We start from the raw sequence: 22,980 nt of genomic DNA on the forward strand, positions 1-22,980 counted from the left end.
AACGCGTACTGAACGTCACCCACCCACAGCCACCGAAGGAGCCACTTGTGGACTTGAACCGACCTGCTTCACCGCTCCAGAACAAAGCCACCCGAAAGACGAAGGGCCTCGGAGCCGCGACCGCCATAGCCGCAGCCCTCCTCCTCACCGCATGCGGCGGGGGAGCTGCACCCCAAGGTGCCGAAAAAGCGGCAGCTGCCGATCCGGCGTCGGGCGCTAATGCCAGCGGCAACGTGAACATCTGCGGCGTCAAGGACGCGAGCGGTATCTACAAGGGCACGGCGGAGGCGTTCACGAAGGGGAACGGCAAGGTCACGGCCAAGTACACCGAGATCGGCGCCACCACTGATGAGGCGCGCACGCAGATTGTGCAGCGGCTCGAAGGTAAGTCCACGGAGTGCGACCTCTTCGTCACGGACGTGATCTGGACCTCCGAGTTCGCCTCTCAGGGCTGGCTGCTGGACCAGACCAAACTGGTGGAGGCCAACAAGGACCGGCTCATTCCCTCCACTGTGGAAACCACCAAGTACCAGGACAAGTACTGGGGCTCGCCGTTCTTCACCAACGCCGGGTTGATCTACTACCAGAAGGACAAGGTAGCCAAGCCCGAGTCATGGCAGCAGCTCTACGCCGAAGCCGCCAAGGCGCCCGGCAACGGCTACGTCTACCAAGGCAAGCAGTACGAGGGCCTCACGGTGAACTTCCTCGAAATGCTTTACAGCGCAGGCGGCGAAGTCCTCAACGACCAGGGCGACGTCACGATCGACTCCAAGGAAACCCGCGACGTCCTCAACTTCATGAGCGACGGACTCAAGAACGGCTCAGCAGACCGCGCCGTCCTCACCTACAACGAAGACCCGGCCCGCCTCGCCTACGAGTCCGGCGACTTCGGGTACCAGCGCAACTGGCCGCACGTGTACCGCCTGCTGAACGCGACACCGCTGGCGTCCAGCTTCGCGGTCGCGCCGCTGCCGGCATGGGAAGGCGGCAAGGCCTCCGGCGTGCTCGGCGGTTGGAACCTGGCAATCTCGGCCCACTCCACCAACCAGGCCGGGGCTGTCGCGTTCATCAACTTCGCCACGACGCCGGACTGGCAGAAGCACGTGGCCATGGACTACTCGCAGGCCCCGGTCAACGAGGCCGCCTATTCTGACGCGGCTGTGCTAGAAAAGATGCCGTTCGCCACGGAACTCCTCGCCTCGGTGAAGGGTGCCAAGCCGCGCCCGATCTCCCCGGTCTACCCGCAGATCAGCCAGGCGATCTACAAGAACGTCTACGCCGTCCTCTCCGGCACCGCCTCCACCGAGGAAGCCGTGAAGAAGATGGCTGACGAAATCACCACCGCCAAGGCGAGCTTCTAGCCATGGCCCTCAGAACAATCCCGCCAAGCCGCGGCCCAGCGAAGACAAGCGGTCGCGACCGCGCCGAACGCAAGCTCGCGTTCCGCATGACCGCGCCGTCGCTGGTCATCATGGCGCTGGTGGCGGCAGTCCCCATCGGCTACGCGATCTGGCTCTCGCTGAACCAGTACAGCGTCCGCACCGCCGGCCTGTCCCGTTTTGTCGGCCTGGAAAACTACATCAACGCCCTCGCAAGCCGGGAGTGGTGGGCTGCGTTCGGCCAGACCTTCCTCTTCGCGGGCCTCTCCGTCACCCTGGAACTCGTCCTCGGAACGGCCATGGCGCTCCTGCTCAACCTCGCGTTCAAGGGCCGCGCCGTCCTGCGCACCGTGGTGCTGCTGCCGTACGCGATCATCACCGTGGTCAGCGCCATCACCTGGCAAACGATGTTCCAGCCCAACATGGGCCTAGTCACCAACGTCCTCTCCGCACTGGGGCTGCCGGGCGGCGACGTCGTCTGGCTCGGTGAGCACGGTTACGCGATGGCCGTGATCGTCATGGCCGACGTCTGGAAGACCACGCCCTTCGCGGCGCTCATCATCTTGGCCGGCCTGCAGGTCATCTCCGCCGAAACGTACGAGGCCGCGGAACTCGACGGCGCCAGCAAATGGCAGACCTTCGTCAACATCACCCTGCCGCTGTTGCGTCCGGCGATCGTCCTCGCCGCGATCTTCCGCACCATGGACGCCCTCCGCGTCTTCGACCTGCCGTTCGTCCTCACCCGCGGCGCCAACGGCACCGAATCCATGTCCATGCTCGCCTACACCCAGCTGCGCGAGAACCGGCTGGTGGGCGAAGGCTCGGCGCTGTCCATCCTGACCTTCCTCACCGTCATGGTGGTCTCGGTCATCTACGTCCGCTTCGCCGGCGGCAACATCCGCGACGTCGCGAAGGAGGAACAATGAGCACGCTGACTGCAGAACGCCCGACGCCGGAACTCGCCACGCGCGCCAAGGCGCCGAAACGTCGTCGCTTGCGTGGCGAGGCGAAACTGCACCCCATGGTGTGGGTGTTCGTGGTGGCGGTCATGGGCTTCTCGCTCATCCCGTTCTACTGGCTGGTCAACACGTCCCTTAAGAAGGGCGCGAGCCTGTCCCAAGGTGAGCTCTTCCCAAGCCAGCCGACCCTGGAGAACTATCTGGTGGTCTTCCAGAACCCCGAGTTCCTCTTGGCCTTGCGCAATTCGGTGATTATCGCCGTCGTGACTACAACAGTGGCGCTGGTGTTCGCGTCCTTCGCCGCCTATGCGCTGGCCCGATTGAAGATGCGCCGCAAGGCGATGATCCTGACGCTGATCCTCTCGGTTACCACGTTCCCGGCCATCGCCATCGCGGCCCCGATGTTCTCCATCTGGCGCGAGATCGGGCTGTACGACACGTTGCTCGGCCTCATCATCCCGAAGCTGACGTTCGCCTTGCCGCTGGCGATCTACACGCTGACGTCCTTCTTCAAGGAGATCCCGCGTGAGCTTGAGGAATCCGCGTACATGGACGGCGCCACGCCGTTCACCGCGTTCCGCAAGGTCATCTTGCCCCTCGCTGTTCCCGGCCTCGCAACCACCGCGATCTTGGTGTTCATCTCGGTCTGGAACGAATTCCTCCTGGCCGTCACGCTGACCACCTCGCCCGAAGCCCGGCCCGTGCCTGTCGCGATTGCGTTCTTCAGCGGCACCAGCGAGTTCGACCAACCCCTCGGCACCATCAGCGCCGCATCGGTGATCATCACCGTCCCGCTCGTGATCCTCGTGCTGCTGTGCCAGAAACGCATCGTTTCCGGCATGACAGCCGGCGCGGTCAAGGGCTGACCCCGTCACAAAATCCAAGAACCACCCACTGACTCCCAGAAACCCAGAAAGAAAAGGAATAACGTGAGCATTCAGCAGCAGGTCCCCGCCACAACCCTCAAGGTGGGAGTTGTGGGCATCGGTTGGGCCGGCCAGCAGCACCTCAAGGCGTACAGCAACATCGACGGCGTCGAGATCGTCGCCGTCGCGGGCATGGAGGCTGACCTCCTTGCCCAGCTGAAGGGGGAGTACAGCATTCCGCACGCGTTCGCCCGGTGGGAGGACATGATCGAGCTGGAAGGCCTCGACGCCGTCAGCGTCGCCGTGCCGACGTTCCTGCACGCACCCATCGCCATTGCCTCGCTCGAGCGGGGCCTGCATGTGCTGAGCGAAAAGCCGTTGGCGCGTAACGCCGTCGAGGGTCAACAGATGGTGGACGCCGCCCGCAAGGCAGGACGCGTCCTGGACGTCGCGTTCAACCACCGCCGCCGCGGCGACATCCAGGCACTCAAGGAAGTGATCGACGCCGGCACGCTGGGCCGCCCGTACTATGCCAAGGCGTCGTGGCTCCGCAGGCAGGGCATTCCGATGCTGGGCAGCTGGTTCACCAACCCCGAACTCGCCGGCGGCGGACCGCTTGCCGACATCGGCGTGCACGTCCTGGACTACTCGCTGCACCTCCTTGGCGAGCCCAAGGTGCTGGCCGTCTCGGCGTCGACCCATTCCGAACTCGGCCCGCGCGGCCTCGGCGGCAACGCGAGGTATACGGCGTCGAACTCCAGCCACAAGTTTGAAGTGGAAGACTTCGCCTCCGCGTTCATCCGGCTGGAAGGCGGCGGAACCCTGATCCTGGAAGCCGGGTGGGCCACGTACCGCGACGAGCGGGACCTTATGGACTTCACCGTTTACGGGACCGACGGCGGAGCGGACTTGCGCTCGGTGGGCGCCTCCGAGAACCCGGTAGCGGACGTCCACGTCTTCACCGAAAAGGACGGTGAGAACGCCGACTTCGAGGTGGTGGCCGAACCCGGGCGAGCCCACCAGGCCGTCGTCGACGACTTCATCGCCGCTGTGCGCGGCGGCGAAACCGTGTGGGGAAGCCACGACGGTTCCCTTGCCCTCAGCCGGGCCCTGGTGCTCGATGCCTGCTACAAATCCGCCCTTGAACAACGTGAAGTGGTGCTCTGAAATGTCTGATTCGAAATTGAAGATTGTCGTCTGGAACGAAGCTGTCCACGAGGCCCGCAACGAGCCCGCAACCATCGGCGAGATGTACCCCGAAGGGATCCACGGCGCCATCGCCGCCGGGCTGCGCGGCTTCTACCCGGACTCCGAAATCACGACGGCGACACTCGCCGATCCCGAGCACGGTCTTTCTGAAGAGGTGCTGGAGCAGACCGACGTGCTGCTGTGGTGGGGGCACATTGCGCATGGGGAAGTCGCTGAAGAAGTGGTGGAGCGCGTGCAGCGACACGTCTTGGGTGGCATGGGACTTGTGGTGCTCCACTCCGGGCACTTCGCCAAGATCTTCACCCGCTTGCTGGGAACCACCTGCTCGCTGAAGTGGCGCAACGAGGGCGAACGCGAGCTGGTGTGGACGGTCAAGCCGTCGCACCCGATCGCAGCCGGCATTGAGAGCCCGATCGTCATTCCGCAGCAGGAGATGTACGGCGAGCTGTTCGACATCCCTGAGCCCGATGACCTGATCTTCATCAGCTCGTTTACCGGGGGAGAGGTGTTCCGCTCCGGCGTGACGTTCTCGCGCGGCAAGGGCCGGATCTTCTACTTCAGCCCCGGCGACCAGGAATACCCGGTGTACCACCAGCCACAGATCCAGAAGGTCATCGCCAACAGTGTCGGCTGGGTGGCCCAGCCCGGCGTCTTCCGGGAGCCACCCGAGGTTTCCAACCCTTCGCGGGGCTGGTTCGAGGAAGCGTAGGACGATGAGCACTTCCCTTCCTCCCGCTGGCCGTCCGTTGGGCGTGGCTGCCATCGGTTACGCCTTCATGGGCAAGGCCCACTCGAACGCGTGGCGGAACGTGGCCAGCTTCTTCGACGTCCCGGCCTTCGAACAGAAAGTACTGGTTGGCCGGGACGCTTTGGCGGTGAGCGAGGCCGCTGCCAAGTACGGTTGGGCCGGGTCAGCCACGGACTGGCGTTCCGTGATTTCGCGGGACGACATCGACATTGTGGACATCTGCGCGCCCGGTTGGATGCACGCGGAGATCGCTCTGGAAGCTCTGGCTGCCGGGAAGCATGTGCTGGTGGAGAAACCGCTGGCCAACACTCTGGAAGAGGCCGAGTTGATGGCTACCGCCGCAGCTTCGGCGCGGGGCCGGGGTGTGCAATCGATGATCGGCTTCAACTACCGCCGCGTTCCTGCACTTGCATTGGCCCGCGAACTGATTGCCGAAGGGCGTCTTGGAACCGTGCGGCACGTCCGTGCCGCCTACCTGCAGGACTGGCTTTCCGACGTCGAAACCCCCATGAGCTGGCGGCTCCGCAAGGAGACGGCCGGGTCCGGGGCGCTGGGCGACATTGCCTCCCACGCCATCGATCAGGTACAGCACCTCACGGGCCAAACCGTCACCGAGGTGACCGGAACGCTGCGGACCTTTGTGACCGAACGCCCCGGTGCCGCTGGGCTTGAGAAAGTGACAGTCGACGACGCCGCGTGGGCCACTTTGGGCCTGACCGGCGGCGTGAGTGCCTCCGTAGAAGCGTCACGAGTGGCTACGGGACAGAAGAACTCTTTGAAGATAGAGATCTACGGGTCTTTGGGTTCGTTGACGTTCGACCTGGAGAACCTGAACGAGCTCGGTTTCCTGGACGCTACGGTTCCCGTGCGGGAGCAGGGCTTCCGGCGGATCCTGGTCAACGAGCCCGAGCACCCTTACGCTGCGGCGTGGTGGCCGCAGGGCCACGTCATCGGTTGGGAGCACACGTTCACGCACCAGGTCCGCGACTTCCTCCTTGCCGTTCGCGACGGAAGCGAGCCGTCGCCGTCGTTCGATGACGGGCTGCAGATCCAGCGGGTCCTGGCCGCCGTCGAAGAGTCGGCGCGGAACAGGAGCACGGTGACGGAAGTACGGGAGCGAGTTGCTGTCAATTAACGACGAGGGCCGCGACCCTTGAGGGTCGCGGCCCTGATCGGGCGGGCTGCTACTTGATCAGTGCTGCGGCCTGCTCCATGAGGTCGCTGGTCGTGGCCACGCCGTTGGCGTCAGCGCCCTTGCCGGACGCCGTAGCGGAGATCAGCACGCCCTCCTTGATGGCGTAGGCCATGTACGTGGTTTGTGCCGCGCCGCTGGCTGTGGACATTTCGGTCTTGTAGGCCACCGTTCCGGGGACCGCGTTGATGCCGTCGAACTTTTCAGTGGAGACGTTCATCGATTGACCGGACATGGACAGCGTCATCTTGGCGCACTTCTCTGCCTGGACGCCGTTCTTATCGATGCTGTCCTGAAGCTTCTGCTTATCGAGCCCGGACGTCAGTGTCACCATGGTCATGACCCCGGATTCAGCATCCAGGTCGGCGCCGGCAGCCGTGGTTGAACCGGCGAGGGTCTCACTTCCGCCCAGCGTTGCAAGGTCCTTGCACTCAGCCGGTTCGATGGTGAACATGCTCATGAGCGCCTTCATGGGATTCTCCTGGGCGAGTTCCGCACTGGAAGCAACGGTCAATTCCTTGCCGGACTTAGGCTTGATCTGCTTGACCAGTTCAACGAGCTCGTCGTTGGTGTACTGCTTGGCAGCGGTGGGCGTGGGCGACGCCGCAGCCTCTTGCGAAGCGCTATCAGTGGAGCCGGTTGACCCACCACATCCGGTCAGTGCCATCACCACCAGCGCCGATATTCCGACGCTCTGCAGCGCAAACTTCTTCACTCTATTTCCCCCAATGGGTCTGCTTTTACCGCTGGGTGGTCCCCAGCCGAGATAACACTATCGTTCGTTAACATGTGGGCGCCGCCGCTTCGATGCCGGAAGCTTCCGCCGGTGGGCTGCTCTGCTCCACACTGGTTCTATCCAGCTTCGCTGGGTGCGGGATTTTCGGGCGTGCCGAAACGAGGAAGACGATGCAGAAAGCGCGTGTAGCGGCCGTGCTGACGTGGATCTACGCTGCAGCATTCGGGATCCCAGCTATTCCAGTCGGCATCCACCTCCTACAGAACGGGTACCTGCCGATGTTCATGGACCTGTTCCCGATGTACGCGGGTCCATGGGACGGCCTGCAAAGCTGGACCTTCGTGGCGCTGCTCATTGCGTTCCTTGGTGCAGTGCTGCTTGCGTCGTGGGCGGCTTGGCTGGCATGGAGGGGGCGCAAGTCCGGGCTGGTTCTTGGGCTGACCCTCCTGCCTGTGGAAGCAGTGTTCTGGATAGGCTTCGACCTGCCTTTCCCTTGGTTGTTCGGCGTGGCCCGCGGCTTGCTGTACGCGCTCGCCTTGATGTCCCTGCGGCAGCATCCGGAGGGGCGGCTGGCTGGCGGCTAGTCGAGACCCGACCCGTCCGGCAGTCGGAAGGTCTGATAAGGACGCCCGCGTCGTCAATCCCTGTGATCCGATAACGCAGCTGGTTGGCTAGGCGTTATGGAACAACGCTTTGTGCGCTACCAATCGAGCACGCCTGATGCGAAAGGGCGACACCTTGGGATCTTCGCCCTCGCGAACCGATTGGCGAAGGAGGGCAGCCTCAGCCCCGAAGATTGGGGCCGTTGGCGCAGGGCAAACGATTTTTACGACGCGGCTTACGTAACGCCTGAGGCGTCGATCTACGCAGCCCCGGGCGCACAGGCGTGGTTCAAACTAACGGCCACACACCTGTTGAGCAAAATGGAGTTCTATATCGATCTTGTTCGCCGGCATGATGTTCCCTGCAGGGCGGTCTATTCAAGCGATCCGGGCGACGTCCTGTATGAGGACGATGTTCAGGTTGTCGTCGTCCCGTACGAAGTGCAGCTAGATCTTTCTTAGCGGCCCGCGGAGGACCCCGTTCCGTGCTGGGCGGGCACGGCGCTTCGGAAGTACGCGAATAGCGCACTGATAGACTCCTGCAGTGCAAAAGCCATCACGGTCCACCAGAGAGCTCCGCGGTGCAGCAGGGTTGCTTATCGCACAGGGTGTCCTGATGGAGGGCCTAGTCTTCATCGGACTCTTAGTGCTGCTGGGCCTAGGGGTCACACAGGATGTCATTACCCGGAACGCACATATATTCGCCTTGCCATACCTGCAGGACAACCTTTATCTCATGATGGCGATGAGTGGAGTCTTCGCTGCTCTCCGGGTGACTGGGGGCATTGCCCTCTGGAGGGGCCGCCTGTGGGGCCTGGCGCTTTCACTCGTCAACTGCGCAGTCACGCTCGTGCTCATGATTTTCCTCTTGCCCGCCGGAATTGCTGACGGGTTGTTGTCAGGTGCCGCACTTGTGCTCATACTTCACGGATGGCTGGGAACTCGATCCGTCAGCGGGGCGAACTTGCAATCGGATCTTCGGTCCAGCGTGCGCTGAGGCATCCCCTTTCGGCCGCACCATTTGCTGAGGCGCCAATCTGAGCCGAAACAGATGTCGTAGAATCGCGACGTGAACGATAAGCGGCCCTTGTCATTGCGAGAAGCAATTGAGTTGGAACGCCCGGGAGCACTCTCTGCATCGCGTGAAGCTTTGCTTGAACGCTGGCGTTCCCTTCCTCCGGACAAAGGAACCGCACTCAGGCTCGCGTTTATCGAGTGGTGGTCTTGCAGTGAACCGGACTTTCTGACCGGCCTACCTGATTATGACTACGACGCGTCTTTGTTCCCCGAGCTGGCTGCCTTCCTCACTTCGGCGGAGGAGATTGACACTACGGTTCGGTTTGTCCTGGGCTGGATGTCGAAGTCATTCCCTTGGTGTTGTGGGTGCGGTCCGACGCCGTGGGAGTCTGTTGGGGAAAAGCTATGGTCAGAGTTCGAGACAAGCGGCAACCTGGACCTACCCGAGTTCTCGGACGATAGCGAGTACGGCGTCTACTTCACCCACATCTTCTCCTCCGCTCTGCAGAAACGGTCAGCCGACACTGGTGACTAGGGCCGCTGACGGTGAGCCGCAGTGGATTCCTATCCCCTGAGACAGAAATAGGCCATCCTGAGTACGCCTCGGTAGCCCCCTTCATATGCAGCGCGCTGTTCCTCATATCGTCGGCGGACTTGCTCTGCGGCCGGATGGACTGCATCATTTGCTTCTAGCCAACGGGTAAACCTGTCGCGATACCCGGCCTCGAAGACGTCCCACTCCTGAAGGCTTGCCTGGTCGTGGTCCACCACCTCGAAACCAGCGGCGCGGATCTGCTCGAGTAACGCATCTTGTGTTAAGAACTCGTCATCACGTCCGGCCAGAGGGGCGGTGGCAGCCGGATGAGGTGTTGCTGACCAGATCGCTTCGCCGTAGACGAGTCGGCCGCCGGGAAGCACCAGAGCTCGAAGGGCGCGCAGGGCTGCGGCATAGTCAAGCGGCTGCGAGTCCTCTACCGGCGGCCCCCAGATCTGGCTCGCGCCGATGCAGATGACAGTGTCTGCGGGCCGAACCTGGGCTTCCAGCCCAGGCATCGAATCAAACGTCGCTCTGTCGAGCAGCCCACGAGTCAATGCTTGTTGCCTCGCTCGGTCGATGGACGCGGAAGCACTGTCTACTCCGCGTCCCCGTGCCTGCGGGGCTGACGTCAAAACCCGAAGTAGTAGTTCACCCCATCCGCATCCCATGTCCAGAACCTCAGCCGGCGCCGGTTCGGACAGGAACGCCGCAAGGTGCGCAGCGCGGTCTTCGGAGAGGGGGGTAAGCCAGGTCAGGGACTCGTAGAGGGGCGGCAGTTCAATCGAAGTACTGTCGGTCACTCAACGATGCTCTCACGGGCGTCGCTGTGGCGCCTATCCACCATGAACGCCGCCACGAGGATTCGGCTACTGCCCCCACTAGTGAAGGAGAACGTAGAAAATGATAGCCAGCGCCGGAAAGAGCGCCTGGCCGATGGCGCTGACCAGAAGGCGCTTCTCTGTGACCCAAAGCCAGAAACCAAGGAAGACGTGGCACGCGCAGCAGAAGATAATTATCGCCGACCCGCTGGCGGGAGTGCTTGAGAAGTTCACCAGCCACAGGCCCACTGCGATGCCCAGGCCGAAGGTGATGTTGTAGGCGCCAACATTCATCGCCCACATCCGCACTGCGCGCACGTCTTCAGGTCGAATCAGGAAGATCCTGTAAAACCGTTGATCGCCATGGAAGAAGATCTCCAGGACGCCAACGCTTATCAACGCCAGACCGGTGGATCCGGCGAGTATCTGACTCAGCACATTCATGCCGTGCTCCTAGGCCAATCCTGCCATCACAGCTTGCTTTCGTGCAGGTTACGCTTCGGGCGCGGATGCCATCAAGGGGATACTGCAATTCCCAGCCCACTACCCGTGCCCACCCGCTTCCAACCCCGCCCCGACAGCGGCCACAAACGCGTCCGTCTCCGCTGACCGTCGGCTCTTCAACCACAGCGCCGAGGTCCGCCACGCCAACGGATCACCAACCAGCGGTCGCCACACAATCCCCGAAGGCAGGGGCGTCCACGGCTCCTCGTTGAAGTGCACTCCGCGGCCGGCCATGATCAGCCCGTGCGTGAAGTGCTGGTTCCGCGCGTGCACAATCGCCGCAGGCAAGTACCCGGCATCCCGACACGTATGCAGGAACGAGTCATACAAGGTGGGCGCCATGTGCCGCGGGAAGATGATCAACGGGCTCCCGGCCAGGTCGCCCAGCCGCACGGCATCCATTGAAGCCAACGGATGTGAAGCGTTCAGCACCACCCCGAGCGCCCGCGAGTACAGAGCTCCGGACTCGAAACCCACGCTGCTCAACGGGTGACGGACCACCGCAACGTCCAGTTCGCCGTCCCGCAGTCGTTCAACCTGCTCAACTGTGGTGAGCTCGTGCAGGTTCAGCAGAACGTCGGGCGCAGACGCAGCAAAGAATGACACCATCGTGGACAATGCCACCGGGTTCGTGTCCGGCGGCACGGCCACCTGCAGGATGCCCGAAGCGCCTGGCCGGATCCGCCGCATCGATTCCTGCGCCATGGCTACGTGATCCAGCACCCCGCGCGCGTGCTCCAGCAGCAGAGCCCCTGCTTCGGACAGCTCCACTCCGGTGCGTCGGCGGTGGAACAGCTGTACTCCGAGCTCTTTCTCCAGGTCCTTGATCCGTTGCGACAGCGGCGGCTGGGCCATGTGCAAACGCTGAGCGGCACGTCCGAAATGCAGCTCTTCGGAGAGCACCACAAAGTACTTCAGATGGTGGAGGTCCATCGAGGCACCATACCAGTTTGGTATCAAGGCAAGTAGATATTGATGTTAGACGGGTCACATTCACCGATGGTCAGATGGGAATCAAGAAGCCCCACCGAAGCAAAGGAAACTCCCCAATGTCCCAGGACGTCCTCTTCGAACAGACCGGCCCCACCGCCATCATCACACTCAATCGCCCGGACAAGCTCAACGCCTGGACCGAGGCCATGCGCAACGATCTCATCGGTTACTTGGAAAGCCTCAAAGGCAACGACGAAGTCCGCACCGTCATCCTTACCGGCAGCGGACGCGCTTTCTGCGCCGGGCAAGACCTGGCCGAGACCGCGTCCATGAACCCCGAGGATCACGAATCCGCCGAGGCGTGGATCGACGGCTTCGGCCGCCTCTACCGCGCCGTCCGCAACCTCGACCAGATCACCATCGCCGCGGTCAATGGCGTCGCCGCCGGATCCGGGTTCCAGTACTCTCTCCTCGCCGACCTCCGCGTCGGTGACTCGAAAGTCCGCATGGGTCAGCCGGAAGTCCTGTCCGGAATCCCCAGCATCACCGGAATCTGGGCCATGTGGAGCATCCTGGGCAAGTCCAAGACCTCCCAGTTCGTCCTCACCGGCGAGCTGGTGGACGCTGCCGAGGCTCAGCGCCTCGGCCTCCTCAACTACTTGGCGGACGACGGCGGCGTGCTGGCTTACGCCAAGGACCTCGCCGCCCGCTTGAGCCTGCTTCCTCCGGGCGCGGTTCGCTTGACCAAGAACCGCCTGCGCAGCCTGGAAGACGACGACCTCAGCGACGCCATGGCAGAAGCCAAGCGCGTACACCGCGAGGCCTACGGTACGGGCGAACCGCAGCGCGAAATGGCCCGCTTCCTCGCCGGCCGCCGCTGAGCCCCGAAGCAACAGAATCAGGAGGCAAACCATGACAACAACAGCCACCCAAGACCGCTACACCGAACTACGGAACAGCCACCGCTGGGAGGTTCCGGAGCTCTACAACATGGCCGTCGACGTCGCCGACCGGCACCCAAGGGACAAGCGCGCACTCATCCTGGAGTCCGCCGTCGAAGGTCAACGCGAGGTGAGCTGGGGCGAAATCCAGGACCGGTCGCGGCAGATCGCGGCCACCCTCCAAAAGGCCGGTGTCAAGAAGGGCGACCGCGTCGCAGTCCTGCTGCCGCAACGTTCCGATACCCCGGCCGCCTACCTCGGCGTGCTGAGGACCGGCGCCATCCTGGTGACCATGTCCCTGCTCTGGGCTCCGGAGCCCATCCGGTTCCGGTTGGAGGACAGCGGGGCGTCGGTGATCATTGCCGAGGAGTCAGCGAAGCACCTGTTTACAGACTACGAGGGTACGTTCATCGACATCGACAGCCCGGCCATCAAGGAGGCCCCCACCGCGTTCCGGGACGTCGAAACCACAGCCGACGACCCCGCCCTCATCTTCTACACCTCGGGCACCACCGGCCGCGCGAAGGGAATCGTGCATGCGCATCGGACCCTGCTGGGCCACAACGAGTTCGAGTACTGCCACCAGATCGGCGACAGCGACGTGTTCTATGGTGCGGGGGACTGGGCATGGTCGCTCGCCAAGCTCATGGGCCCGCTCCGCCTCGGCGCCACGCATCTGGTCTTTCGGCCTAATGGCGGCTTCGACCCTGCAGCCCTCCTGGACAGCATGAGCCGCCACCGTGTCACCAGCGCCCTCGTCAATCCGACGTTCCTGCGCAAGATGCGCGAAGACGTGCCCGACGCCGGTACTCGCTTCCCGCTGTCCCTGCGGACGGTTTGCTCGTCCAATGAGCCGCTGACGCCGGACCTTATCGCTTGGTTCCAGGCGCAGTACGGGGTGACGCTGCTGGACTACTACGGTTCCACCGAGTCCTACCCCCTTCTGGGGAACTACCCGGATGTGCCGGTCAAGCCCGGTTCGATGGGCAAGCCGCTTCCCGGTTGGGACGTCCGGTTGCTGGACGAAAACGAGCAGGAAGTAGCCACGGGCGAGACCGGCGAGGTCTGTCTCCGGGCGCGCTCCAACCCGCAGTTTCCCTTGGGATACTGGAACATGCCGGAGGCGTCGGCCAGCGCGTTCGGAGGTGGCTGGTACCACACGAAGGACCAGGCCTACACGGACGATGACGGCTATTTCTGGTTCCTGGGGAGGACCGATGATGTCATCAAAACGTCGGGTTACCGTGTGGGTCCCTATGAGCTGGAGGCAGTCATCCGCGAACTCGATCCCGTGCGGGACGTGTCGGTCACCGGCGTGCCCGACGACCTTCGCGGCCAGTCCATCAAGGCCTGGATCGAACTGATGCCCGGTCACGCTGGGGGAGCGGACCTGAGCGAAACCATCGTGGCGCATGTGAAGGAGAACTTCTCCCGCTTCGCGTACCCACGATTCATTGAATACGTCTCCGCGCTGCCCAAGTCGGCCACCGGAAAAGTCCAGCGGGCCCAGCTCCGCGAACTTCCCCACGTTGTAGCCTCTCCCCGCCCCGAAGGACAACAATCATGAATACGATGACCGAGAAAGTCGCTGAAACCGAGTCTTCCCCGCGCAGGAGCCTTAAGCGCGTTGCCGCGGCAGCCGCCGTCGGAAATTTCGTTGAATGGTTCGACTCCGCGGCCTATGCGGTCATGTCCGTCACCATCGCGAAGCTCTTCTTCCCGGATTACTCCACGACGGCGTCACTTCTGGCCGTGTGGGCGATCTTCGCCGGCGGCTTCATCGCCAGGCCGCTCGGGGCGGCTTTCTTTGGACGCTACGGTGACCGGATTGGCCGGAACAAGATGCTTGGCCTGTGCGTGCTGATCATGAGCGCGGCGACGTTCTGCATCGGCATTCTGCCGACGTTCGCGGTGATCGGCATTTGGGCTCCGGTCCTGCTGTTCGTGTTCCGTGCGGTTCAGGGCTTCACCACCGGTGGCGAGTACACAGGGTCCTCGGCTTTCATTGTTGAGTACGCCCCGGAAGGCAAGCGGGCCACCTACGCGAGCATCATCCCGGCCACCGTTGGCCTTGCCTCCGTTGCCGGTGCACTGCTGGGTGCGGCCATCACGGCCACCCTGAGTGCAGAGGATCTGCAGGCGTGGGGTTGGCGGATTCCGTTCCTGCTGGCAGCGCCCCTTGGTTTGATCGGTCTGTATATACGGTCCAAGGTTGACGACACTCCGGTGTTCCGTGGGCTGGAAAAGACCGGTGAAGTAGCCAAGCGGCCCTTGGGTGACGCCATCCGAATGTGCTCGCGGCAGATCTTCACGCTCTTCGGCTACAGCATCACCAACGCCATCGCGTACTACCTCATGAGCAGCTACATGATCGCTTACATGACCTCGAGCCTGGGCTACTCGTCGGCCGAATCAATGATCACCAGTGTGATCACCATGCTGGTGTACACGGCGGTCTGCCCGTTGGCCGCACGAGCCAGCGACCGCTACGGACGCAAGCGGATGCTGCTGGTGGCATGTGTTGGCTTCGTGGTGATGACCATCCCGGCATTCTCCATCATGCCTCTGGGGCTCGGTTTCGCGATCCTTGGGACAAGTGTGCTGGGTGCCCTGGTGGCCGTGATCGGTACGTCCAACGTGCCGGCGCTTGTTGAGATGTTCCCTTCATCCGTCCGAGCCTCCGGCTCAGCAATTGGCTACACGCTGGCTTACGTACTGTTCGGTGGAACGGCTCCGTTCGTTGCTACTGGTTTGGTGGCTGGGTTCGGGACACCGCTGGCTCCTGCCTTCTACCTCATGGGCATGGCACTGGTGTCCGCAGTGGTGGTGGTCCTGTTCTTCCGCGAAACAAAGGACCTGTCGCTGTCGAGGACAACGGTTCTGTAGGCTTCGTACCCGGTGCCCCGGCTCCTCAGCTTCACGCTGAGCGGCCGGGGCTTTCGCGCTTCTGTCGCTGACGGAGGTAGACCACCCCGGTCGCCGCCATCGCAATGGCGGTCGCCAAGAACATGAACCCAACCAGCGGGTTGGTGAAGAATGCTGGGATGGCCGCAACCAATGCCATTGCCGCGCCTGTGAACGTTAGTGTCTTCATCCCGCACCTCTCCGTGATTCGGTTGACTCTACGAAGATGCTGGCACCGAAAGACGGCTCTAGGTGGCCTGACCATGAAAACTAGGTGCTGTTTAGGGGTGCCTAGGTGGTTGAACAGCCACAATTAGGTGGTCTTCGCGTTGGCCTAGGTGTTCAGCCGCTTCTGAGGTGTCTGGGCTGTCTTGGACAACGCTATAGAAGTGTCCGTAGCGGCGCAGGCAGAAGTACATGCCGACAAAGGTGGCTACGGCCAGGAAAGGGCCCGCCCAGACAGCGACCGGAGACCCATGCAGCAGTGTCGCGACCACCGCGAAGGCAGTGGCCGCAATGACGATCATCGGTCTTTCCGGGACGAGTTGGTATTGGACTTTGCTGCCGATCTGGCCGTACACGAACCCCACGACCAGCGGAAAGACAATGAAAACGCCGCCCACAATCAAAAGCCACGGCATGGCTGTCATCGTAGCTATGCCAATGGTCAGCCCGTAACACCCGGCCAGGATCAACCAGTAACTGTTGGCGTTTTTCCGAGAAATTCTCTTCATACCAGACGTCCCCAATCGTCGAGTGACCCAGCATAACCGCTCCCACGCTAAGCCCGAAGTCACGCCGGTAATGGTGTGCCGCACCACCTAGACAAACTCAAAACACCACCTAGATGGACTCGAAACACCCCTATTTTCGGTTCATTCACCACCTAGTTTCGCTTTTTTAGGCTGTGGCATCTCAGACGGACACTAATGTCGTCCTTGCCGGTGCACGCGGGGGGTGCACATGTTCCGCCCCCGTCCGCGTGCACCGGTGACTATTAGTCGAACTCCCGGAGAGTAAGGGTTGATGATCATCGCACCGGACCAAACCGTTGACGCGATCCTGCGGCTACTCGGGCCCCTCGATCCACCTGAGGAACTGCACAAGGTCCCAGGACCCTACCTCTACGATCAGGTGACCGCCAAGGACAGGACGGAAATTCCCGAGTTACTTGCTGAGGCCCGCAAGACCGAGGGGCCAATCCTGGTGTTGGCAGCGGGGTCCGGCCGGATCACAGGTCCGCTGCTCGCACTGGATCGTCCGCTGACCGCCGTCGATTCTTCACTGGATGAACTCACCCGCTTTGACGTGGAGAAAAGGTTCGGTTGCGTCGTTCTTGGCGCCAGTTCAATTACCCTCCTGGATCCATCCGATAGGCGTGGGCTCTTCCGAAAGGTGCGCGAATGCCTGACGCCGGACGGCCGCTTCCTGATGACCGTTGCGAACGCGGACTCTCACCAAGCATCTGAGAACAACGACGGCGGAACGTTCGTTTCGGCTCTGGGCGACGATTCGTGCCTCATCACCAGGGAGAGCCGCGACACCGTCAACGGTGCCCGGCACGTGACCATGATCCATGTCAGCTTCAATGAGGGTGGCACGTACCGCTCGTCCGAGTACGCACATGACGTGGCCTTTGTCAGCCGGGGCCTCCTTGAGGAGGAGATCTCTGCGGAAGATCTCAACATAATCGAACGCCGGCCGGTCCATATCGCGACGCCAACCCCTGGCCTGAATGACGTGGAACTATGGGTGTGTGGGAAGTGATCTCATCGTGAATCGTTCACCGTTGGTCTGGCTTCTGTTTGCCCTCACCATGGCCTTCTACGCTGCATACATCTTCCTCTCAAGTGCTGACGAATCTGTTTGGTCCCTCATTTCCGGAATCATCATCGCGGCAGCTTCGTTGGTGATGTTGTGGAGATTCAGTCGGGAGCTCAGGAACAACAGCCAACCTTGAGCACTTCGGAGGAACTGTGGCGAAAGCTCTGGTCTACGCGCGCCTACAAGGGCTTTGTCACCGTCAATCAGGACACATACCTGGAAGCTGACGGCTCCGTCACCGCGTGGGAAGTCGTTGCCGGTCCGGACTCCGCGGTCATGCTGGCCTTCACCGAGGGCGGATCCGACGTGGTGCTGTTTGAGCAGTTTCGCGTAGGGCCAGGAAGGACGCTGCTGGGCCTTCCCGGTGGCTACGTGGCCCACGGCGAAGAGCCGGAGAATGCCGCTCACCGAGAGCTGAGGAAAGAAACCGGATATCAGGCGTCTTCCATCTATTACGCAGGACCCGAGTGGTTGTCCGCCAACTCTTCCAGGCGTAAACACCTGGCCATCACAGCAGAAGCCCGCCCCGTCGACGACCCTTCGTGGGATGCCTCCGAGGCGGGCTTCGTTCGACTCCTACCGAGTGACGAACTGCTTGATTTCCTCCTCAGTGGTGAGCTGACGGACGCCGGACTTGCATGCCGAGGACTCCTGAAGTTTGCCGTCAGCACCGTGGAGGATGCGGCTTTGGAGAAGCTCCAGGCAACCGTTCGCGGACTCCTGCCGGGCTATTAGGGTGCGCTCTACCTGCCAGGTTTGACCGGTTTCACCACCAGGGCTGATCCGCCGCCTCGACGAACCGGCTCGGCTGCAGCTGTCATCTGTCCGTCCTTACCGAACTCAATGGCTGTTGCCGCCCCTATCTCGGCGGCCGACGTGAACGCGTCCCCTGCTGGAACCAAGTCATGGCCCAACGCATCCAACGCCGGGCCGTAGGCCTCAATAAAGGCAGGCTCAGAGCTGACCGTTGTGCCATTCCTGGGGGCAGCACGTGGCGCAGCGAGGGCTTCGGAGACCGTCATACCCCTGTCCACCCGGTTCAAGATGGTCTGCAGCACGGTTGTGATGATGGTCGAACCGCCGGGGGAGCCGAGGGCCAAGAACGGTTTCTCGTCTTTCAAAATGATGGTCGGCGACATCGAGGATCGGGGACGCTTGCCCGGCTGGATCCGGTTGGGGTCGGTCTCGCTGTAAACAGTGCTGAAATCGGTCAGCTCGTTGTTGAGCAGGAAACCACGGCCTGGAACCACGATTCCGGATCCGCCGGTTTGCTCAATCGTGAGCGTGTACTCCACCACGTTTCCCCACTTGTCCGCAACGGTCAGGTTCGTTGTTGAGATGTTCTCCGTGTCCGATTCATTGGCGAGAGGTGCCGCGGCAGTCGGGCACGCGCCGTCGTACGTCTGTATGTTTCCGGGGGCAACCGGCTTGGCCGCCGCCGTCGTCGGATCAATCTCGCAGGAGCGTTCCTTGGCGAACACGGGGTCGAGCAAGGTCTTGGTGGGGACCTTCACGAAGGCCGGATCGCCCACATAGGCGCCGCGATCCGCGAAAGCCAAGGAACTGGCCTCGAAGTAGTGATGCAGGGCGTCCACTGGCTGCATGTCCTTGAGGTCGTAGTTTTCAAGGATATTCAGTGCCTCGCCAACCGTAGTCCCACCGCTGCTGGATGGCGCCATGCCGTAGACGTCGTAGCCTCGGTAATCCACCTTGGTGGCGTCCTGGTCCAGCACCTTGTAATTGGCCAGATCCTGAGTAGTCATGACGCCAACCGGAACAGGAAGCGTTGGCTTTGCCACCTTGGGCGGTGCTTGAACAGTCTTGACGATCTCCTCGGCGAGAGGGCCTTTGTAGAAGGCGTCGGTACCCTCCTTGGCGAGTAGCCGGTATGTCGCCGCGAGATCGTGGTTCTTGAAGACACTTCCGACGACGGGTGCGCCACCGCCGGGGAGGAACAGGTCCTGCGTGGAGGTGAAGTTGTTGAAGCGTGCCAGATTGTCCTTGGTTTGCTGGCGGAAGGTCTCGTCCACCACGAATCCACGGTTGGCCACCTTAATGGCCGGCTTGAGCACCTCGCCGAGGTCCAGGGTTCCCCAGCGCTCCAGCGCGCGCTCCCAGGTAGCGGGTGTGCCGGGGACTCCCACTGAAACGCCACTGGTCACAAGTTCGGGCGTGAAGTTGTAGGGCTTGCCTGTTGCAGGGTCGATGAATGCGTCGGGTTTGATGTTTGCAGGTGCGGTCTCGCGGCCGTCGATGGTGCCCACTTGTTTGGTTTTGGCATCGTAGAAAACGAAGTAGCCACCGCCGCCGATGCCAGCGCTGTAGGGCTCGGTGACGCCCAAGGTAGCGGCGGCTGCAACTGCTGCGTCGGCTGCGTTGCCACCCTTCTTCAATACTTCAATTGCGGCTGCGGAGGCTTCCGGATCCACCGTGCTCACGGCCCCGCCGTAGCCGGTGGCCGTGGGTTTCTTATCTGTTTCGCGGGGATCGGCGAAGGCGGGACTGGCCATCGCTCCGCTTGTCACGGTTAGTGCCAAGGCTGCCGTGACAGCAGCCATTTGACGTCTCACATGTGTCATGGTGTCTCCCAGAGTTGTTCCAGACGGTGATGTGGGTGGACGGTCCGGTCACCCTACCCCGGGGTTCTGCGAGGGACAACGGTTGAAATTTGAAGGACGGTGGGTCAGGGGGAATCAGTGATCGTGCACAAGACGGCAGGGGAGACCTACCGAGCGCGGGTAGGATCGTCGCATGGGGACCAAAAGCAGGACCAAAATGTTTGCTGTTTTAGCAGGGGTGCTGGTGGCAGCGTTTTCGCTTTTCGCGGCACTATGGGTGAACGGAAACATTCCTTGGCCCGCGGCCACGGCCACGTCACTTATTCTCGGCGTGGCAACATTTCTGGCAACCTTCAAGGGCAACGCCAGACAAGCCGGTTAGCTAGCAGGCCCTCTTTGCGAATGTACCGTTGAGCGATGACGATCAACTTTGAGGTGCGTGGTGCCGAGCCGGCGGACGCGCCAGGCATGGCGAAAGTTCACGTTGACACCTGGCGTGAAACCTACCGGGGGTTGATGAGCGATGAAGTGCTGGACGATCCAGGGCTACTGGAATTTCGGGAGAAGTTCTGGACCGCAGCGCTCACTGATTCTCGCTATGAACAGAACAGCGTCGCCGTTGCTTCGCACGAAGACACCGTGATTGGCATAGCGATGTCGGGCCCCATTCCTGACTCCGCTGAGGAGTCACAGCAACTGTATGTCCTTTACGCCTATGCCGCCTTCCACGGTTCAGGGGTGGGCGAGGCCCTGCTTAACGCTGTCATCGACCCTGCCGCACCCGCTTTCCTCTGGGTCGCCGACCCTAATCCGCGCGCCCAAGCGTTCTACCGGAAGCACGGATTCGTAGCGGACGGAACGGTGAACATCGAAGATGACGTGCGGGACGTTCGTATGGTCCGCAGCATCCAAGCGATGACAGCCCGCTAAGGGGCCCTCAAGAGGTCGTTCGGGCGCACCGTGTTCACAGGCCGGGCAAGCTAACCCACGGCTTTTTGGGAGTTCCCGCGCGCTGCGATGGCACGCGCTCCGACGCCTGCGAGTGCGATGGCCAGTGCCGCCAAGATGGTGGGCAAAGCCCCACCGTCAGGCCCGAGTGTAGCTGCGAGGATTTGCCGGCTCATCAACAGCATTTCCTGGACATCGCCGGCCAGAGCCCGGGTTCCGAGGACGTATTGCACCGAGGTGAACAGAGCGGGCATCAGCCACAAGAACGCACAGTTGAGGACCCACGCCACCCCGCGGCGGATGGGACTGAGTCCACACCAAGCCAAAGCACAACCGACAAGTACCGCAGGAACCCATCGTGCGATGGTCGGCACAACTGGGGGTACGTTGATGTACCCCACTGAACCGACAACCCATTCCACCGCCCACGACGTGAACGGGATGGCCATGAGTCCAGCGCCCAGCGTCGTGGCCACTCGCGACGTCGAGGCGAACAGGAGTACTGCTCCGATGCTGGCGGCAAGGGAAAGAATGACTCCTGCCAGCAAGCCGAAGAAATAGAGGCTCGCCATCTTCCCGCTCTCCAGCCCCTGGTTGAGCACAGTGAACGACTGCGCTGCTGCCAAGATTTGGACGACGAGGACACCGCCCACTGCGCACCACGTTGCCAGCCTGCGGTACTCCGGCGACCAGATCCGGACTGCCAGTCCTGCCGCGGCTCCGCCCACGGTCACGAGGGCAACAATGGTGGTGAGCTCGTATTGGCTGAGGGGCAAGAGTGCTAAAGGCATGTGCTCGGGAAGAGCCTCGGACCGCCACAAGTTCTGCAGCGGCAGCTTCGCTCCGCCGATCAGCCACGGCGCGAGGCCCAGTGCGCCTGCCAGGAACCCGAGTAACCAGGCCCGCGCGGCAGTGCGACCACCCGAAGTGGTGGCCTTGGGAGCACGGACTTGTTCCGCGGTTTGCTCGGGATGGCTCAAGGGAGCTCCTCGGGTTGAGTCAGGAAGTGAGGCCCAGGGCATGAAGAAGCGGGCCAATCCATAAATAATACACCGAATGGATTAACCCGCTGCTGCTGATCAACGAGCTTAGGCTCAGAGGTAGCTCTTTACGCTCGCTCGGAGAGCCTCAGTGTGTTCGTAGATCTCCTCCAAAGAGCTAATCGGAACGCGAGTCTCCTCCTTGTTGGCATCGAACAATCCGATATATTTCTGCGTTCGGTTAAAGTGAAGCCGCGCGATGGGTTTGCGATTGTTGTCGTCCAGAAGGACGGCAAAGTAAGACTTGGCATCGCGCTGGACCACTCGAGTGGGTTTCACCTCGCTGCAAACAATGGCGCGGACAATCTGATAGCCCTCTATTTCTTCGAGAGTGGTCTCGATTGCGTCAGCCTCCGCGAGGTCTGCTTCCGCAACGGGCTGGCTGGACACGACGGCGGCGGCGACGTCGTCATTTGGTGCGTAAGCCTGTGCGCCAAGAGCTTTCTTCAGGCGTTCGTTGACCTGATCGTTAAGGAACTGCTTGGTGGCTTTGCCGACCAGAGTTGTGAACTGCTCGCGGACGCGCTGCGTGTACGCTCCGGTGTAAACGCGAGCCGTAAGGAACTTGACCCATTCATCCTCCGGTTCCCGGAACTGTGCCGCAAGAGTCCTTTTGAGTTCGCCGATGTACTTCAGTTCACCCGCCGCACTGATGATGGAATCCAAATCGAAAACGTCCTTGGACAATTTCTGAAGTTCAGGCAGGAGGGTCTCGTCGATGTCGTTCAGGTCGAGGACCAGGAACGGTTTCGCATCCATTCGGTTCGGTGCGTCGAGGTCCGTGAAGAACTGATAGGTCTCGCCGTTCGTGAGGATCGCTATCCTCGCATTGGTCACCGCGAAATAGCGGAAAAGTTGGGATGCGTGCTCGATCTTGACGGGCTCAATGGACTTCTTGCATTCGATGAGGATCTGAACTTCCCCGTCTTTCACGATGGCGTAGTCAACCTTTTCGCCCTTCTTTACGCCTACGTCGGCCGTGAACTCGGGGACAACTTCCAGCGGATTGAAGACGTCGTAGCCCAAGATGGACGAGATGAACGGCATGACGAATGCATTTTTCGTTGCCTCCTCAGTCTCTATAACCCCACGCTGCTGTCGTACTTTGGCCGCCAATGCAGACAGCCGTTCTGCAAATTCCATTTGACCCCCATGGTCTCAATTTCGACAAGTGAGCCAACATTAGCGGAGGTTGCGGACAAAGCCGGGCAAGTAGAGGATCGCCGATGTGGCGGGCAAGCGCCTAGCGACGTTTCCCCGCGGG

General features: G+C 61.9%; 26 protein-coding genes. 17 read left to right on the forward strand and 9 right to left on the reverse strand.

Features of this window, described 5'->3' with window-relative positions; all coding sequences use genetic code 11:
- The first annotated feature begins 47 nt into the window (after positions 1–47).
- The 6 genes from ACR30Z_RS18085 to ACR30Z_RS18110 all read left to right on the forward strand — a co-directional run bounded on the left by ACR30Z_RS18085 (position 48) and on the right by ACR30Z_RS18110 (position 6,296).
- Positions 48–1,361 (forward strand): ABC transporter substrate-binding protein, encoded by a 1,314-nt coding sequence (locus ACR30Z_RS18085; protein WP_434373996.1) that lies wholly within the window; start codon positions 48–50, stop codon positions 1,359–1,361.
- Positions 1,362–1,363: 2 nt separating this feature from the next.
- Entirely contained in the window at positions 1,364–2,305 is a 942-nt protein-coding gene (locus ACR30Z_RS18090) for a carbohydrate ABC transporter permease (protein ID WP_434373998.1), read from the forward strand.
- Positions 2,302–3,204 carry a carbohydrate ABC transporter permease gene (locus ACR30Z_RS18095; RefSeq protein WP_064722757.1) on the forward strand — a complete coding sequence of 301 codons (903 nt, stop codon included), beginning with the start codon at positions 2,302–2,304 and terminating at the stop codon, positions 3,202–3,204. The genes ACR30Z_RS18090 and ACR30Z_RS18095 overlap by 4 nt, the downstream gene beginning before the upstream one ends.
- A 63-nt stretch (positions 3,205–3,267) precedes the next feature.
- Positions 3,268–4,371: a Gfo/Idh/MocA family protein gene (locus tag ACR30Z_RS18100; RefSeq protein WP_434374000.1), complete on the forward strand. Its 1,104-nt coding sequence runs from the start codon at positions 3,268–3,270 to the stop codon at positions 4,369–4,371.
- 1 nt (position 4,372) lies between these two features.
- Complete coding sequence (locus tag ACR30Z_RS18105; RefSeq protein WP_434374002.1) at positions 4,373–5,122, forward strand: ThuA domain-containing protein; 750 nt, start codon at positions 4,373–4,375, stop codon at positions 5,120–5,122.
- A gap of 4 nt (positions 5,123–5,126) precedes the next feature.
- Positions 5,127–6,296: a Gfo/Idh/MocA family protein gene (locus tag ACR30Z_RS18110; RefSeq protein WP_434374004.1), complete on the forward strand. Its 1,170-nt coding sequence runs from the start codon at positions 5,127–5,129 to the stop codon at positions 6,294–6,296.
- A gap of 49 nt (positions 6,297–6,345) precedes the next feature.
- Here the strand turns inward: ACR30Z_RS18110 and ACR30Z_RS18115 are convergent, their stop codons facing one another.
- Positions 6,346–7,068, reverse strand: a complete 723-nt coding sequence (locus ACR30Z_RS18115; protein WP_434374006.1) for a hypothetical protein — start codon at positions 7,066–7,068, stop codon at positions 6,346–6,348.
- A gap of 191 nt (positions 7,069–7,259) precedes the next feature.
- On the opposite strand from ACR30Z_RS18115, the gene ACR30Z_RS18120 reads away from it, so the two are divergent.
- The 3 genes from ACR30Z_RS18120 to ACR30Z_RS18130 all read left to right on the forward strand — a co-directional run bounded on the left by ACR30Z_RS18120 (position 7,260) and on the right by ACR30Z_RS18130 (position 8,688).
- Positions 7,260–7,673 carry a hypothetical protein gene (locus tag ACR30Z_RS18120; protein ID WP_434374008.1) on the forward strand — a complete coding sequence of 138 codons (414 nt, stop codon included), beginning with the start codon at positions 7,260–7,262 and terminating at the stop codon, positions 7,671–7,673.
- A 96-nt stretch (positions 7,674–7,769) separates the two neighbouring features.
- Positions 7,770–8,153: a hypothetical protein gene (locus ACR30Z_RS18125; protein WP_434374009.1), complete on the forward strand. Its 384-nt coding sequence runs from the start codon at positions 7,770–7,772 to the stop codon at positions 8,151–8,153.
- 82 nt (positions 8,154–8,235) lie between these two features.
- Positions 8,236–8,688, forward strand: coding sequence for a hypothetical protein (locus ACR30Z_RS18130; protein WP_244296624.1), 453 nt, complete (start codon positions 8,236–8,238; stop codon positions 8,686–8,688).
- A gap of 584 nt (positions 8,689–9,272) precedes the next feature.
- On the opposite strand, the gene ACR30Z_RS18135 is transcribed toward ACR30Z_RS18130, so the two are convergent.
- The 3 genes from ACR30Z_RS18135 to ACR30Z_RS18145 form a co-directional block, all read right to left on the reverse strand.
- The gene (locus tag ACR30Z_RS18135) at positions 9,273–10,046 is read right to left on the reverse strand and encodes an SAM-dependent methyltransferase (RefSeq protein WP_434374011.1); all 774 of its coding nucleotides are present in this window, start codon (positions 10,044–10,046) and stop codon (positions 9,273–9,275) included.
- A 78-nt stretch (positions 10,047–10,124) separates the two neighbouring features.
- Positions 10,125–10,508, reverse strand: a complete 384-nt coding sequence (locus ACR30Z_RS18140) for a DUF1304 family protein (RefSeq protein ID WP_144649383.1) — start codon at positions 10,506–10,508, stop codon at positions 10,125–10,127.
- A gap of 99 nt (positions 10,509–10,607) precedes the next feature.
- The gene (locus tag ACR30Z_RS18145; RefSeq protein ID WP_434374013.1) at positions 10,608–11,501 is read right to left on the reverse strand and encodes a LysR substrate-binding domain-containing protein; all 894 of its coding nucleotides are present in this window, start codon (positions 11,499–11,501) and stop codon (positions 10,608–10,610) included.
- A 116-nt stretch (positions 11,502–11,617) separates the two neighbouring features.
- On the opposite strand from ACR30Z_RS18145, the gene ACR30Z_RS18150 reads away from it, so the two are divergent.
- The 3 genes from ACR30Z_RS18150 to ACR30Z_RS18160 are packed head-to-tail and all read left to right on the forward strand — an operon-like array spanning position 11,618 to position 15,328.
- Complete coding sequence (locus ACR30Z_RS18150) at positions 11,618–12,382, forward strand: enoyl-CoA hydratase/isomerase family protein (protein WP_434374015.1); 765 nt, start codon at positions 11,618–11,620, stop codon at positions 12,380–12,382.
- 31 nt (positions 12,383–12,413) lie between these two features.
- Entirely contained in the window at positions 12,414–14,009 is a 1,596-nt protein-coding gene (locus tag ACR30Z_RS18155) for an acyl-CoA synthetase (RefSeq protein ID WP_434374016.1), read from the forward strand.
- The gene (locus ACR30Z_RS18160; RefSeq protein ID WP_434374017.1) at positions 14,006–15,328 is read left to right on the forward strand and encodes an MFS transporter; all 1,323 of its coding nucleotides are present in this window, start codon (positions 14,006–14,008) and stop codon (positions 15,326–15,328) included. Before ACR30Z_RS18155 ends, ACR30Z_RS18160 begins: the two co-directional genes overlap by 4 nt.
- Positions 15,329–15,359: 31 nt before the next feature.
- Here ACR30Z_RS18160 and ACR30Z_RS18165 read toward each other — a convergent pair whose 3' ends face one another.
- Both ACR30Z_RS18165 and ACR30Z_RS18170 read right to left on the reverse strand, forming a co-directional pair.
- Entirely contained in the window at positions 15,360–15,536 is a 177-nt protein-coding gene (locus tag ACR30Z_RS18165; protein ID WP_167510443.1) for a hypothetical protein, read from the reverse strand.
- 91 nt (positions 15,537–15,627) lie between these two features.
- Complete coding sequence (locus ACR30Z_RS18170; protein ID WP_434374018.1) at positions 15,628–16,080, reverse strand: hypothetical protein; 453 nt, start codon at positions 16,078–16,080, stop codon at positions 15,628–15,630.
- 292 nt (positions 16,081–16,372) lie between these two features.
- On the opposite strand from ACR30Z_RS18170, the gene ACR30Z_RS18175 reads away from it, so the two are divergent.
- Genes ACR30Z_RS18175 through ACR30Z_RS18185 form a run of 3 tightly spaced genes read left to right on the forward strand, consistent with a single transcriptional unit; the run spans position 16,373 to position 17,905 of the window.
- Entirely contained in the window at positions 16,373–17,113 is a 741-nt protein-coding gene (locus ACR30Z_RS18175; protein WP_434374020.1) for a daptide-type RiPP biosynthesis methyltransferase, read from the forward strand.
- A complete protein-coding gene (locus tag ACR30Z_RS18180; RefSeq protein WP_434374022.1) occupies positions 17,103–17,306 on the forward strand; it encodes a hypothetical protein in 204 nt (67 codons plus the stop codon). The genes ACR30Z_RS18175 and ACR30Z_RS18180 overlap by 11 nt, the downstream gene beginning before the upstream one ends.
- The gene (locus tag ACR30Z_RS18185; RefSeq protein ID WP_434374023.1) at positions 17,303–17,905 is read left to right on the forward strand and encodes an NUDIX hydrolase; all 603 of its coding nucleotides are present in this window, start codon (positions 17,303–17,305) and stop codon (positions 17,903–17,905) included. The genes ACR30Z_RS18180 and ACR30Z_RS18185 overlap by 4 nt, the downstream gene beginning before the upstream one ends.
- Before the next feature lie 8 nt (positions 17,906–17,913).
- Here the strand turns inward: ACR30Z_RS18185 and ggt are convergent, their stop codons facing one another.
- On the reverse strand, positions 17,914–19,749 hold the full coding sequence (gene ggt, locus ACR30Z_RS18190) for a gamma-glutamyltransferase (RefSeq protein ID WP_434374025.1): 1,836 nt from the start codon (positions 19,747–19,749) through the stop codon (positions 17,914–17,916).
- A 172-nt stretch (positions 19,750–19,921) separates the two neighbouring features.
- Between ggt and ACR30Z_RS18195 the strand changes: the two genes are divergently transcribed.
- Together ACR30Z_RS18195 and ACR30Z_RS18200 are read left to right on the forward strand one after the other, a co-directional pair.
- On the forward strand, positions 19,922–20,110 hold the full coding sequence (locus ACR30Z_RS18195) for a hypothetical protein (RefSeq protein WP_144649410.1): 189 nt from the start codon (positions 19,922–19,924) through the stop codon (positions 20,108–20,110).
- Positions 20,111–20,145: 35 nt separating this feature from the next.
- Positions 20,146–20,658, forward strand: coding sequence for a GNAT family N-acetyltransferase (locus ACR30Z_RS18200; protein WP_434374027.1), 513 nt, complete (start codon positions 20,146–20,148; stop codon positions 20,656–20,658).
- Positions 20,659–20,708: 50 nt separating this feature from the next.
- On the opposite strand, the gene ACR30Z_RS18205 is transcribed toward ACR30Z_RS18200, so the two are convergent.
- Together ACR30Z_RS18205 and ACR30Z_RS18210 are read right to left on the reverse strand one after the other, a co-directional pair.
- Positions 20,709–21,656, reverse strand: a complete 948-nt coding sequence (locus tag ACR30Z_RS18205) for a hypothetical protein (RefSeq protein WP_434374029.1) — start codon at positions 21,654–21,656, stop codon at positions 20,709–20,711.
- Between the two features lie 114 nt (positions 21,657–21,770).
- A complete protein-coding gene (locus ACR30Z_RS18210) occupies positions 21,771–22,859 on the reverse strand; it encodes a type I restriction endonuclease (RefSeq protein ID WP_144649412.1) in 1,089 nt (362 codons plus the stop codon).
- Positions 22,860–22,980 lie beyond the last annotated feature (121 nt).

Origin of the sequence: Paenarthrobacter sp. FR1, assembly GCF_051106045.1 — a bacterium.
Classification (GTDB): Bacteria; Actinomycetota; Actinomycetes; order Actinomycetales; family Micrococcaceae; genus Arthrobacter; species Arthrobacter nitroguajacolicus_A.

Bases quoted from the DNA above. Each gene is read 5' to 3' on its own strand.
- ACR30Z_RS18105 (WP_434374002.1), top strand. From the start codon at position 4,373: ATGTCTGATTCGAAATTGAAGATTGTCGTCTGGAACGAAGCTGTCCAC.
- ACR30Z_RS18150 (WP_434374015.1), top strand. From the start codon at position 11,618: ATGTCCCAGGACGTCCTCTTCGAACAGACCGGCCCCACCGCCATCATC.
- ACR30Z_RS18195 (WP_144649410.1), top strand. From the start codon at position 19,922: ATGGGGACCAAAAGCAGGACCAAAATGTTTGCTGTTTTAGCAGGGGTG.
- ACR30Z_RS18155 (WP_434374016.1), top strand. From the start codon at position 12,414: ATGACAACAACAGCCACCCAAGACCGCTACACCGAACTACGGAACAGC.
- ACR30Z_RS18140 (WP_144649383.1), bottom strand. From the start codon at position 10,508: ATGAATGTGCTGAGTCAGATACTCGCCGGATCCACCGGTCTGGCGTTG.
- ACR30Z_RS18175 (WP_434374020.1), top strand. From the start codon at position 16,373: ATGATCATCGCACCGGACCAAACCGTTGACGCGATCCTGCGGCTACTC.
- ACR30Z_RS18170 (WP_434374018.1), bottom strand. From the start codon at position 16,080: ATGAAGAGAATTTCTCGGAAAAACGCCAACAGTTACTGGTTGATCCTG.
- ACR30Z_RS18165 (WP_167510443.1), bottom strand. From the start codon at position 15,536: ATGAAGACACTAACGTTCACAGGCGCGGCAATGGCATTGGTTGCGGCC.
- ggt (WP_434374025.1), bottom strand. From the start codon at position 19,749: ATGACACATGTGAGACGTCAAATGGCTGCTGTCACGGCAGCCTTGGCA.
- ACR30Z_RS18145 (WP_434374013.1), bottom strand. From the start codon at position 11,501: ATGGACCTCCACCATCTGAAGTACTTTGTGGTGCTCTCCGAAGAGCTG.
- ACR30Z_RS18120 (WP_434374008.1), top strand. From the start codon at position 7,260: ATGCAGAAAGCGCGTGTAGCGGCCGTGCTGACGTGGATCTACGCTGCA.
- ACR30Z_RS18090 (WP_434373998.1), top strand. From the start codon at position 1,364: ATGGCCCTCAGAACAATCCCGCCAAGCCGCGGCCCAGCGAAGACAAGC.
- ACR30Z_RS18160 (WP_434374017.1), top strand. From the start codon at position 14,006: ATGAATACGATGACCGAGAAAGTCGCTGAAACCGAGTCTTCCCCGCGC.
- ACR30Z_RS18210 (WP_144649412.1), bottom strand. From the start codon at position 22,859: ATGGAATTTGCAGAACGGCTGTCTGCATTGGCGGCCAAAGTACGACAG.
- ACR30Z_RS18110 (WP_434374004.1), top strand. From the start codon at position 5,127: ATGAGCACTTCCCTTCCTCCCGCTGGCCGTCCGTTGGGCGTGGCTGCC.
- ACR30Z_RS18200 (WP_434374027.1), top strand. From the start codon at position 20,146: ATGACGATCAACTTTGAGGTGCGTGGTGCCGAGCCGGCGGACGCGCCA.
- ACR30Z_RS18125 (WP_434374009.1), top strand. From the start codon at position 7,770: ATGGAACAACGCTTTGTGCGCTACCAATCGAGCACGCCTGATGCGAAA.
- ACR30Z_RS18095 (WP_064722757.1), top strand. From the start codon at position 2,302: ATGAGCACGCTGACTGCAGAACGCCCGACGCCGGAACTCGCCACGCGC.